This window comes from Mesobacillus sp., assembly GCF_049588175.1.
Classification (GTDB): Bacteria; Bacillota; Bacilli; order Bacillales; family Cytobacillaceae; genus Mesobacillus.
Window position 1 is genome coordinate 1 of the sequence record NZ_JBAVFI010000608.1, and the last position, 11,497, is coordinate 11,497.

Sequence of the window (11,497 nt, forward strand, 5' to 3'; positions counted from 1 at the left end):
TGGTAAACCGGCAAATAACTTTTTCAAGCCTAATACAAGGTAACCTGCAAGGAAACCGGCAATCAATCCGCCAAGGAAGCCCGCACCACCAGAAGCTGCAAGCAAACCGCCTACCATACCAGGAGCAAAACCTGGTCTGTCCGCAATGCTAAGGGCAATAAATCCTGCAAGTACTGGTACAAGCAGACCAAATGCTCCGCTTCCGCCACCAATGTCCATGAGAGCTTTTGCGATTGGATTATAAGACGGGTCTTCAGGATTGAACGCGTTATAGCCAAACATAAACGAAATTGCGATTAAGATCCCGCCTCCGACAACAAATGGAAGCATATTAGATACACCATTCATTAAATGTTTATACACACCGCCGCGGCTTTCTTTCTTTTCAGGCCCTTTATTTCCTGATGCCTGATATAATGGTGCATCTTTTTTAACAGCCTTCTCAATCAAATCCTTCGGTCTCCTGATTCCGTCAGCAACAGGGACCTCAATCAAAGGTTTACCTGCAAACCGCTCCATTTCAACCTTTGTATCAGCCGCGATAATGACTGCCTCAGCATTTTCAATATCAGCAGGAGTAAGGACATTTTTTGCGCCACCGGATCCGTTTGTCTCAACCTTGATGTCCACTCCCATTTCAGCTGCTTTTGCCTTAAGAGAGTCTGCAGCCATATACGTATGGGCGATGCCTGTAGGACACGCTGTCACGGCAACAATGAATTTTTTATTCGTACGCTCGACTTTTTCTTCTGAATCGTCCTTGTCATAGCTATTGATGATTTCTAATACTTCATCTGCATTTTTAGCACCCAGTAATTTTTCACGAGCGTCTGCTTTCATTAGTATCGTTGACAAGCGTGCAAGTGCTTCAAGGTGAGTGTTATTAGCTCCCTCAGGTGCTGCAATCATGAAGAACAGATGAGCTGACTGTCCGTCCAGTGACTCATAATCAATTCCCGACTGAGATCTGCCAAAAACAATCGCTGCATCCTTTACAACAAAAGTTTTAGCATGCGGAATAGCAATACCGTCCCCAACACCTGTTGTACTTTGTTCTTCGCGTTTTAAAATTGCGTCCTTAAATATTGTTCGGTCAGTAATTTTTTCAGCCTTTTCGAGAACACTTACAAGCTCATCAACTGCATCAAGCTTTGTATTGGCTTTCATTGTTAAAAGAATCGTCTCTTTAGTAAGCAATTCTGTGATTCTCATATCTCTTCCCCCTCACTAGCATTCTTGTATATTTACTTCTGGCAAAAGCTTTTCTACTTTTTCATCCGTACATAATCCAATGGAAAAGGCAGTGGCACTTCCTGAGGCAACACTATAGCGAAATGCTTCTTTGTGATCCTTCGTTTTCATGTAACGGGAAAGGAACCCTGCTACCATGGAATCCCCTGCACCAACAGAGCTTTTGACTTCACCCTTCGGCACAGATGCTGTATAAGCTGTGGATTCGTTAATATATACAGCTCCTTTTTCAGCCAGAGATACAATCACATTTTTAGCTCCAGCTTCGATCAACTTCTTCCCATAGAAAATTGCCTCTACTGTCGATGAAACCTCCGTGTTGAAAAACTGGCCTAATTCATGATGATTCGGCTTGATCAAGAATGGGCGATATTCGAGCACAGTTTTTAGCAAATCGCCTTCTGCATCTACGATGAACTCTGCACCTGTATCCTTGCAAATCTGGACAATTTCCTCGTAGATTGTCCCTGGCATGCTCGATGGAATGCTTCCAGCCAGCACCAGGAAATCTCCATGTCCTATCTGCTTGATCTGCTCCTTCAATAAACCTATTGAAAGAGATGATATCTCAGGACCGCGGGCGTTGATTTCTGTTTCTGTATCTGCTTTCAGTTTAATATTGATTCGCGTATCCCCGTCGACTTTGATGAATCCTGTGTAAATGCCTTCCCTATTAAGGAACTCCTCGACATATTTTCCAGTAAAGCCTCCCAAAAAACCAATAGCCTTGCTTTCCATCTCCATTGAGCGTAGAACTCGGGATACATTGATTCCTTTCCCGCCTGGGAATTTCGCTTCATTCTTGCTTCTGTTCAATTCACCGAGTACGATTTCATCTGCTTCGACAATGTAATCTACGGAAGGATTAAGCGTTAATGTGTAAATCATGTTGTCACAACCTTTATTGAAGTTTTACTAGAATATTGACCTTTTATATCATCATCCAGTGTGTTTGTAATGATGGTGGCTTCATGTAAGTCTGCTATTTTTGCAAAAGCGATTTCCGAGAACTTCGTATCATCCGCAAGCACAAATACCTCACGTGACAATGATATGGCTTTTTGTTTGATCATTGCCTCTTCCTGATCAGGCGTTGTATAGCCAGAATGCGGGTGAACCCCATTTACGCCAAGAAAGCATTTATCGAATCGATATTGTTCGAGGCTGGCTAATGCGCCTCTTCCGATGATGGCATTTGTCTTTGGCTTGGCATAGCCGCCAATGACATAGGTTTCAATATTCCTTTCCAGAAGGTGTGGCAAATGCATGAGCCCATTCGTAACCACTACTATGTCTTTTGCTGGAAGGAAATTGAGCATCTCCAGAATGGTCGAGCCTGCATCAAGATAAATGCTGTCTCCTTCTTCGACAAGACTGGCAGCATATTGAGCGATTCCCCTTTTCTCCTGAAGGTTTTTGGCAGATTTTTCAACCATGCTTGGCTCTTGAAGCTTGCCTCTCAGCCTTGCTGCCCCCCCATGAACCCTTTTTAAGAACTTGCCTTCTTCAAGGACTGTTAAGTCGCGTCGAATAGTTGACTCTGAAGCTTCAGTCAAATCAACTAATTCCTGTATTTTAACGGTTGGTTTTTCTTTTATTTTTTGTAAAATGAGCTGGTGGCGCTCAGGTGTCAACATGAGCCTAACCTCCTATTTGCTTCGTATTTTCATATTAATGTAATCGATTTCAAAAATCAATCATTTTCTTTCAAAATCAATCAATTATAATCAAATTCAATATTTTTTCGTGAAAGGTTTTGATTGTTATCTGAAAATAATCTTATTCCTCACCTTAAAAAGAAGGCTGTTTTATACTTGTCTGTTGATTCCCACTCCAGGATGCTAGCTTTCAAACATCCCCTTGAAAACACCAATCTTTCAGAAACCAGCCTTTACACACAAAAAAACAGCCCGGAGAACCCGGACTGTTTTGAGGTTTAAATTAGCCAATCAAATTCTGACTATGGTTGTTTACTACTTCTAATACTTTAGTTGTCTGTTCCATATCACTTTTGCAGATTGGGCAAGCGGGGACATTGCTGCTCTTAAAATTGTCGCGAACCCAGCATTTGCAATCATCAGAAGTACATACCCATATTTTCGTTTCCGCCGTTACGATCTCTTCAGGTGGTTTTCTGCCAAATGCCATTTCCTCACGCTCCTATATAAGTAATCGACGAACCATTGATAAAAAAATTCATCTATTATAAAAAGCCCGAAAATTAAACTTTTTATAATAAATGAATTATGCGAAAGTTGATATCTATTTCATTTTACCACACTTTCTTATTTTTACCAAAGATGAACCCTCAAGCGTTGCCCTTTAACAACAGTTACTATTATATGCTTAACAACAAAATTTTATTTATGTTCGTTCAAATTTTTAACCTATTTGGAAAATAAGTTGTACACCTTCATATTCCTGAATAGAAATAGTACAAGCAAATTGTACGCTTTGGCTAATGGAGGTCGTTAAAATGAACGTGTTTTTGGGATACATATTCCTTGGGTTATCACTCGCAGCTCCAATTGGTCCTGTAAATGCTGCACAAATGGACAAGGGGATAAAAAGCGGATTTTTCCAAGCCTGGCTTTTGGGCCTAGGCGCTTTATCAGCTGATATTGTCTATATGCTTACTGTATATCTTGGAGTGGTAAGATTTCTTGAGACACCATACATGCAGTCTTTCCTGTGGCTGTTTGGTTTTTTTGTCCTGATGTACTCTGGAATAGAGACAATCATGAATTCTGGTAAGATTGTTATGGAAAACAGAGGCAGCGGATCAGGATTTAAATCGTTTTCCACAGGGTTCTTGATGTCCATATCCAATCCACTGACGATTCTTTTTTGGCTTGGAATATACGGCTCAGTGCTTGCGAAGACGGCATCCACCTACGGAACTGGAGAACTGATTATCAATAGCTTTGGCATCATCACAGGACTCATCATATGGGATATTGTCATGGCTGCCATTTCCAGCAGCTTTCGGAAGCTGCTTACTACTCGGCTGCTTATCTTCATTTCCTTCATTTCAGGGGCTTCACTAATTGGCTTTGGATTATTTTTTGGTTATCAGGCATTGAAGCTATTTTTATAAAAGGATACAAGATCGAATCTGTCCGAATAGGCAGGCATTCTGACTTTTAGTCTAATTTCTTGATTGTTATCGATATTTTCGATATATAATAGAAAAGACAAAATTAAAAGGATGATTTGCACATGGAAATTACAGGACATTCTGTGGAATTGCTTGAAGATCCATTCGGCCTTCTTCAAGGACACAGATATGAGTTTTTTTTAGATATCAATGTAGACGAGGAAGACGAACTGTATACGGAGAAAGGTTTACTGTTAAAAGTTATTTTCCTTGTAGATGGCGGCGAAGGCCGAATTCTTCAAAATTATTTCATTGAAGAGGAAACAGAAAAAGTGCTAGATTTTGACCTTGAAGATGAAGAGGCTGAAGCAGTGAAAGCCTATTGTATGCAGAACCTCGATACTGAGTTAGATAACGAAATAAATTAAAAAAGAGCAGAAACTGCTCTTTTTTAATTTATTATTATACCTGTACTGTTTTTCCCTCTTCGACAATATGAAAAAGAAGGTGTGCCAAATGGTGTACAGGACCGTATTCCTCTTCGCTCAATTCCTCATTGAACTCCAAGTCATTCAGGTACAGAGCTGAAAACTCATAGAAGTCCTTCAATTCGAAGCCATAACAATTGGATGGCTCTTCACTTTCTTCCTCATACTGAAGCACTAGGTAAGATTCTTTGCCTGCTTTATCTTCTGCGTCAAAGAATACGAAGAAACCGATATTGGTATCCAAATCAAATAAATGGCGTGTTCCACCTTCTGTAGCTGTTTCATATTCTTCACCGCTTAATTTCTGGACAACCATTGTTTCTACTTGATCTTCAGCATGAAATTTCACATTAAATGTTTTCATGATTACTCCAACTCCTCTTATATGCTTTTAGTATCTGGCAAAAATATGTACTGCTTCTGAAAATGACAGGCTGAATTTCCAAACAGTCGTTTTAGACGAAAACACCTGGACCTCAAGACAAAACCATACAATACTTTAACTCTTGTCATCAAAGTAAACATGCTCTGCCTCAATTTTTCCTCCGATTGTCAGGATACCATACGAAAAATCCTTCTGTCTTCTTTTATCCGTCGGAGAACCTGGGTTGAACAGCAGAATACCGTTTGATTCCTTTCGTACAGGAATATGTGAATGTCCATAGACAATACAATCTACTTCATCCATCATAAAAGCGTCTACTGCTCTTCTTTCAGTTGTTTTGCCAGTGCCGTGTCCATGAACAACCCCGATTTTAAAATCTCCTGCACTGAGAATTTCTTTTTTATTCAATAGAGTTTTCAATTCCGGGCTATCCACGTTCCCTGTTACACCAATTACTTGCGCATATTGTTTAAGCTCATGAAAACATTCCACGGTCTGCCAATCACCGGCATGGATGATGTAATCTGCGGTTTCCAAATCCTTCATCATTATGCGCGGAAGATGCTTTGCTTTTTTGGGCATATGAGTGTCAGACAATACCACTAGTTTCATTCTTGCCTGCTCACTCCATTTCTTTCCCATTTGTTGTTATGTTACCCTTCATGGATGTGTTTAACCATTCTGAGATCTTTTATATTCAGTCACATCAAAGTAATCATTTGTCTTTTTGTAACCGTTAACTTCAATGTCAAGGTCATGGAAGTAACGATGAAGCTTCAGCAAAGCCTTTTTATCTCGTTCTCCGCCTTCAATCGTTTTTGCATATTCTGATATCGCCTCAAAATCCGCTTGCAAATCGCCATTATCTGTTTGAATACTCTTTAAAATGGAATTGATTTCAGCTGCGGTCTCCCTTTGGGCTTCCCATTTCACCGAATCAATTCCTCCCCAGCCAAGTGACTGGTTGTAATTTTGGTGGAACTTTGAAATAAAAATCCCTACACTCTTAAAATCCTTTTTTACTGATTCTTGTTGAAACACAGCAATGTCCTCATTTTCATCATTACTGGCAGCCACTGCTTCGCGGATTTTCCTGACATCCTCATGATTTTTTGTTTCCCAGCTGGAATAGCCTACATATAATCCAAAAGCCAATAGGAATATCGCTGCTGGTACAATCATCCGTTTCCATTTACTTTTCTTTTCCATGCCGCTGCCTCCCCCCGTAAAGTAAAACTTTCAATCAAGGAAAACAAAATTACCTAGTTCTTATATATTTGACAGCTGGATGGAAATACCTTTTTCAATTTTCATTTTTACTTCCATGCTGAATTCCTTCTGAAATTCCTGAAAACACCAAACCAGGTGCATGCACTGCACCTGGTTCATTTTTATACCTCTTTGTATTCTTCAATATAATATTTTATTAATTCCTCTAGTAATTGATCGAGCGGGATAAATACAAACCCAAGTTGCTCTGCCCTCGTAGTATCGATTGACCAGGATCCTGGCAATGAATATGGAGATGGATTTTCTGCGGCGAGACCGTTTTCAATCATTGCTTCTTTTTCAGCAAGCTTGGCAATTTTGTCAATAAGCTCACGCAGGCTTATGTCACCTGCAGATCCTGGATTGATTGGTCCATAATAATCGGAAGCACCTATTTTCATTAAAAAATCAGCGGCTTCACCTGCATGGATGAAACTATATCGTAAATCAGGATTCTGAATTCCAATTGCCTGGCCTGAAAGAATTTTATCGACATGGAATTTTAAACGTTCTGAATAATCGTCATCGGATACTACGATAGGAAACCTGACTGAAACAACATCAAAATAACCAAGCTGATGGAAAACAGCCTCCGAGGAGCGTTTAGCTTCCTTGTAACCTTCGTATCCAGGGTATTCCCTGCGTGTTTTATAGTTTATTTCATATGTATTGGCATCAAAGTTCTCTTCTTTATGCATCGTTCCAAATTCATAAACAGCTTGGGTTGATGTAAAAATATATCGCTTAGTTTTTCCCTTAAGCACTTCGGCCGTATCCCTGGCCTCAGTGGGCGAAAAACAGGATTGGTCGTATACCACATCCCATTCTTTGTTTGCGAATGCAATTGCCATTGTATCTTTTTTTTCGCGATCTATTACAAGCCGTTCAACTTGATTGCCAAAAGGATCATCCTTTGTCCCTCTCGTCGCTATTGTTACTTGGTCGCCATTTTCAATTAGTTTCTGAACGAGCTTTTTGCCAAAATACTGAGTCCCACCTAATACAAGAACTTTTCTCATTTGTACTTCCCCCTTTATCTCTGTATTTTATTCTGCACCCGAAACAAATTTTCCTTTTTATTCGAATAAAAACCGGCCAAGCAGTACGCTGGCCGGCAGATGTATTATTCACGCTTGCTTTTTCTCTTTTGCTTTTGGTTTTGCGGCGGCTTTCTTTTTCTTTACTGGCTCTTTTTTCTCTGGCTTTGTTCGGTCGATTGATGCCTGGAGTGCAGCCATGAGGTCGGTGACATTTGAAACAGGTTCTTTTTCCGTTGGTGTCACTAGTTCTTTTCCGGTGCGTTTTGCTTCTATTAGCTCAAGCAAGGCAGTCCGGTAATCATCATGATATTTATCGGGGTCAAACTCTGTTGTGAGCTGGTCTATCAGCATGATTGCCGTTTGAAGTTCCTTCTCCGTTACCTTGTTTTCTTCTGGAACATTTGGTACATCTACAGTCTTTCTTACCTCGTCGGGAAAATGGATTGTTTCCATCACGAGCGTGTTATCATACACCCTGATTACCGCCAGCTGTTCTTTCGCACGGATCATGATTTTGGCGATTCCAACTTTTTGCGATTCTTCAAGCGCCTTTCTCAATAGGGAATAGGCCTTTCCTCCACTTTCGCTGGGCGACATGAAGTAACTCCTTTGATAGTAGATCGGGTCTATCTCAGACATTTTTACAAAATCGATGATTTCGACTGATTTTTCTTCATTTTCTTTTTTTAATGCTTCCAAATCCTCATCATCAAGAACGACAAATTTGCCTTTTGTATATTCATAAGCTTTCACGATATCTTCATTTTTCACTTCCTTGGCACAAACAGGGCAAACCTTCTCATATTTGATTGGAGAGTTGCACTCCTTATGAAGCGTCCTCAGTTTAACATCTTTATCTTCAGTTGCCGCATGAAGCTTGATGGGGATATTGACAAGGCCAAAGCTGATACTTCCTTTCCAGATTGTATGCATATACGTCTCCATCCTTATAGTTTTATTACTAATTTGCTTTAGAAACGGTTTATCATTCGTTAAAACTTTTCCCAGCGGACTAGTTTGCCGATAAACAGGAACAATATAAATACGACTGGTGAAAGGATGGAAATCATGCCGAAACCAATGCTGCCTACACTGTCATTTGATATCCCAAGAGGGAATGAGTGGCGTTATGAAACAAAATTTGACGGGTTCAGGGCTATTTTATCATGGGATAATGAGCTTGCTCTGACTAGCCGGAATGGAAAGCCGCTCCTCCCAATTTTCCCTGAAATTAAGGAATACTTGCTCTCCCTTAAAGAAGAGTTCAAACCGTATCTCCCGCTCGAAATGGACGCTGAGCTGGTATATCTAGAGAATGAATATAAAGCAAATTTTGCTGCCATTCAAGTTAGAGGAAGAATGAGGTCAGAGGAACGTATTGGTCTTATTGCCAAAAAGAATCCATGCAGATTGATGGTATTTGATCTTCTTACACTTAAAGGAACAAGCCTAATAACTGAATCATATAAAGAACGGCGAACTACGCTCGAAACTTTATTCAAAGATCTCATGCTTCCACTGGCACCTGATATTCGAGGCCAACATCTAATTCAATTAATCCCTAGCGAGACTGACCTTGATAGCTTATGGGAAAAAATAATGTTATTTGATGGTGAAGGGATTGTGGCTAAGCGAACGAATAGCAAATGGGTGGAAGGAAAACGGACTGAAGCCTGGATCAAAGCGAAGAATTGGAAATATGTATCATGTTTTGTCACAGCTTATGAAAAATCCAATGGATATTTTTATATTTCTGTCTACAAGGATAATGAAATATTATCAATCGGCCTTGTCATTTTCGGCTTTAAGCCCGAAGAGAAAAATGCGCTCCAGCAAATTATCAAACAAAATAAAAGTGATGAAGACAATCAATATATTTATGTCGAACCGGGAATTTGCCTTGACGTGAAGTATTTGGAAATTTATGATGACCAGCTCCGCGAGCCGCATTTCCACCAATTCCGATTCGATTTGTCCCCTGATACCTGTACATATAAGAAATTTGTTTTTCAGCAAAAGAATCTGCCACCTGATATTGAAATCACCCATCCTGACAAACCGCTATGGGAGGAACCTTCAGTTAGGAAGGTGGATTATATTCATTATCTTAGGGAAATTTCTCCCTATATGCTTCCTTTTTTAAAGGACAGGCTGTTGACAGTAATTCGATATCCACATGGAATGTTCGGCGAAGCTTTTTACCAAAAAAATGTTCCTGATTATGCTCCTGCTTTTGTGGAAACGGTAATGTCAGAGGGAATCGAATATATCGTATGCAACAATATGAAGACTCTGCTTTGGCTCGGAAACCAGATTGCCATTGAATTTCATATACCTTTTCAAACAATCTCGAACATAGGGCCTGATGAAATCGTCTTTGACCTCGACCCTCCATCAAGGGAATATTTTCATTTAGCAATAAGAGCAGCCTTATACATTAAAGAAGTCTTAGATGAATTAAAGCTCATCAGTTTTATTAAAACATCTGGAAACAAAGGGCTTCAGGTGTATATTCCGCTCCCTGACAACACTTATAGCTATGACGATACCAGGTTATTTACTTCTTTTATTGCGCAATATCTAGTTTCAAAGGATCCAGATTCTTTTACTATTGAACGTTTGAAAAAGAACAGAGGCAACAGGCTGTATGTGGACTATGTCCAACATGCTGAGGGCAAAACAATCGTCAGCCCCTATTCAGCGAGGGGCAAATCACATGCCGGTGTGGCGACTCCCCTATTCTGGGATGAAGTCACCGAAGACTTAAGAATTGAACATTTTCATTTAGGGACAATCATAAAAAGAGTCCAGAAACAGGGATGCCCGTTCCGAGACTATTTCGCTGCAAAAAAAGAACAAAATTTTGAACCAGTGCTTCAGATTTTAAAAACAAAGTAATAAGCAGCAAGAACCTCCTGTAATTTGAGCTCAGGAGGTTTTTTGGCAAATTGTTACCCAGGTAAATTTTTTAAAACTGGTTCAGATATTTTTTTGCATGCTCTTGCAGCAAGCTATACTGTGCATCTTCATTGAAATCTTCCTGCTCCAATACATCCACTACAATACCTTCCTCATTAAAATCGATCTCTAGCTGCGCTGAGTACAAAAACGTTGCGTTACCGATTAAATCGATTGAGTAGACCCCATTGTGTTCGTGGACATCGCATTGAACCATTCCGCCGTTGTTATAAACATTGATTGGCTGCCCAAATTCATTATCATTCAAAAGGCAAGTGACGAGAGTTGATGCAGACATGGCTGTTCCGCATGCATTTGTGAAGCCTACTCCCCGTTCGAATGTATTGACGTATATACTCCCTTTTTCAAGCAGTCTGATAAAGCTCACATTCACTCCGTCCGGAAATAAGTCATTCGGATTATTTACCTTTCGGCTTATTTCTTCCTGCAAATCAGAGTCTAATTGCTCTTTGCTAACAATGGCAGTCAGGTGCGGATTTGGCACAGCCAGAGCTGTAAAGGTCAACTCTTCTGATAACTCCGGCAGTTTTTCCTGAATAAGTGTTTCTTGATCGAGGCTAAGCGGCAAATCCTCCAATTTAAAAGACACTGGAGATATCTCCACCTGATAGGTTGGGATATCGGTAAAAATTTCCTCATGCTTTTTCACTTTAAGATTGGCTTTCAATGTTTCTATTATTGCTTCATCCTTACCGAGCTTTTCACAAACATATCTTCCGGCACATCGAAGACCGTTTCCACACATTGAGGCCTCCGTACCATCTGAATTAAAAATGCGGTATTGCGCATCTGCTACGTTGCTGTTACGAATAAACAAAATGCCATCAGCACCGAGTGAAGTATTTCTGTCACAAAGCGTCAAAGCCAAATCCCGTCTTTTAAAATCGTCCAGTTTATAGTTTCCTTCGGTTTCGTCTATAAGTAAAAAATCATTATTAGAACCATGGCATTTTATCAAATCGATTAACATATTCCTGCCCCCTAATTC

The 11,497-nt window shown here is 40.1% G+C and carries 13 protein-coding genes; 3 read left to right on the plus strand and 10 right to left on the minus strand.

The features are described 5' to 3' along the window. The 4 genes from WB217_RS14710 to WB217_RS14725 form a co-directional block, all read right to left on the minus strand. On the minus strand, positions 1-1,212 hold a 1,212-nt coding region (locus WB217_RS14710), incomplete at its 3' end, for a PTS fructose transporter subunit IIABC (RefSeq protein ID WP_423993987.1). Positions 1,213-1,227: 15 nt separating this feature from the next. Continuing rightward, a complete protein-coding gene (gene pfkB / locus WB217_RS14715) occupies positions 1,228-2,139 on the minus strand; it encodes a 1-phosphofructokinase (RefSeq protein ID WP_423993988.1) in 912 nt (303 codons plus the stop codon). Then, positions 2,136-2,888, minus strand: coding sequence for a DeoR/GlpR family DNA-binding transcription regulator (locus tag WB217_RS14720; RefSeq protein ID WP_423993990.1), 753 nt, complete (start codon positions 2,886-2,888; stop codon positions 2,136-2,138). Before WB217_RS14720 ends, pfkB begins: the two co-directional genes overlap by 4 nt. Positions 2,889-3,192: 304 nt before the next feature. Continuing rightward, positions 3,193-3,399: a cold-shock protein gene (locus WB217_RS14725; RefSeq protein ID WP_423993991.1), complete on the minus strand. Its 207-nt coding sequence runs from the start codon at positions 3,397-3,399 to the stop codon at positions 3,193-3,195. A 328-nt stretch (positions 3,400-3,727) separates the two neighbouring features. On the opposite strand from WB217_RS14725, the gene WB217_RS14730 reads away from it, so the two are divergent. Further along, a complete protein-coding gene (locus WB217_RS14730; RefSeq protein WP_423993992.1) occupies positions 3,728-4,348 on the plus strand; it encodes a LysE family transporter in 621 nt (206 codons plus the stop codon). Between the two features lie 122 nt (positions 4,349-4,470). After that, positions 4,471-4,776: a DUF6509 family protein gene (locus WB217_RS14735; RefSeq protein WP_423993993.1), complete on the plus strand. Its 306-nt coding sequence runs from the start codon at positions 4,471-4,473 to the stop codon at positions 4,774-4,776. 34 nt (positions 4,777-4,810) lie between these two features. Here the strand turns inward: WB217_RS14735 and WB217_RS14740 are convergent, their stop codons facing one another. From WB217_RS14740 to WB217_RS14760, 5 genes are all read right to left on the minus strand, one after another. Beyond that, positions 4,811-5,200, minus strand: coding sequence for a hypothetical protein (locus WB217_RS14740; protein ID WP_207499578.1), 390 nt, complete (start codon positions 5,198-5,200; stop codon positions 4,811-4,813). Positions 5,201-5,335: 135 nt separating this feature from the next. Further along, complete coding sequence (locus tag WB217_RS14745; RefSeq protein WP_423993994.1) at positions 5,336-5,833, minus strand: metallophosphoesterase family protein; 498 nt, start codon at positions 5,831-5,833, stop codon at positions 5,336-5,338. Positions 5,834-5,893: 60 nt separating this feature from the next. After that, complete coding sequence (locus WB217_RS14750) at positions 5,894-6,430, minus strand: hypothetical protein (protein WP_423993995.1); 537 nt, start codon at positions 6,428-6,430, stop codon at positions 5,894-5,896. A gap of 182 nt (positions 6,431-6,612) precedes the next feature. Further along, the gene (locus tag WB217_RS14755) at positions 6,613-7,509 is read right to left on the minus strand and encodes an NAD-dependent epimerase/dehydratase family protein (protein WP_423993997.1); all 897 of its coding nucleotides are present in this window, start codon (positions 7,507-7,509) and stop codon (positions 6,613-6,615) included. 108 nt (positions 7,510-7,617) lie between these two features. Then, positions 7,618-8,463, minus strand: coding sequence for a Ku protein (locus WB217_RS14760; protein WP_423993999.1), 846 nt, complete (start codon positions 8,461-8,463; stop codon positions 7,618-7,620). A 135-nt stretch (positions 8,464-8,598) separates the two neighbouring features. Between WB217_RS14760 and WB217_RS14765 the strand changes: the two genes are divergently transcribed. Continuing rightward, positions 8,599-10,428, plus strand: a complete 1,830-nt coding sequence (locus WB217_RS14765; RefSeq protein WP_423994000.1) for a DNA ligase D — start codon at positions 8,599-8,601, stop codon at positions 10,426-10,428. A gap of 70 nt (positions 10,429-10,498) precedes the next feature. On the opposite strand, the gene dapF is transcribed toward WB217_RS14765, so the two are convergent. Then, entirely contained in the window at positions 10,499-11,479 is a 981-nt protein-coding gene (gene dapF, locus WB217_RS14770) for a diaminopimelate epimerase (protein ID WP_423994001.1), read from the minus strand. Positions 11,480-11,497: the final 18 nt, after the last annotated feature.

Bases quoted from the DNA above. Each gene is read 5' to 3' on its own strand.
- dapF (WP_423994001.1), bottom strand. From the start codon at position 11,479: ATGTTAATCGATTTGATAAAATGCCATGGTTCTAATAATGATTTTTTA.
- WB217_RS14725 (WP_423993991.1), bottom strand. From the start codon at position 3,399: ATGGCATTTGGCAGAAAACCACCTGAAGAGATCGTAACGGCGGAAACG.
- WB217_RS14750 (WP_423993995.1), bottom strand. From the start codon at position 6,430: ATGGAAAAGAAAAGTAAATGGAAACGGATGATTGTACCAGCAGCGATA.
- WB217_RS14745 (WP_423993994.1), bottom strand. From the start codon at position 5,833: ATGAAACTAGTGGTATTGTCTGACACTCATATGCCCAAAAAAGCAAAG.
- WB217_RS14765 (WP_423994000.1), top strand. From the start codon at position 8,599: ATGCCGAAACCAATGCTGCCTACACTGTCATTTGATATCCCAAGAGGG.
- WB217_RS14720 (WP_423993990.1), bottom strand. From the start codon at position 2,888: ATGTTGACACCTGAGCGCCACCAGCTCATTTTACAAAAAATAAAAGAA.
- WB217_RS14740 (WP_207499578.1), bottom strand. From the start codon at position 5,200: ATGAAAACATTTAATGTGAAATTTCATGCTGAAGATCAAGTAGAAACA.
- WB217_RS14760 (WP_423993999.1), bottom strand. From the start codon at position 8,463: ATGCATACAATCTGGAAAGGAAGTATCAGCTTTGGCCTTGTCAATATC.
- WB217_RS14730 (WP_423993992.1), top strand. From the start codon at position 3,728: ATGAACGTGTTTTTGGGATACATATTCCTTGGGTTATCACTCGCAGCT.
- pfkB (WP_423993988.1), bottom strand. From the start codon at position 2,139: ATGATTTACACATTAACGCTTAATCCTTCCGTAGATTACATTGTCGAA.
- WB217_RS14735 (WP_423993993.1), top strand. From the start codon at position 4,471: ATGGAAATTACAGGACATTCTGTGGAATTGCTTGAAGATCCATTCGGC.
- WB217_RS14755 (WP_423993997.1), bottom strand. From the start codon at position 7,509: ATGAGAAAAGTTCTTGTATTAGGTGGGACTCAGTATTTTGGCAAAAAG.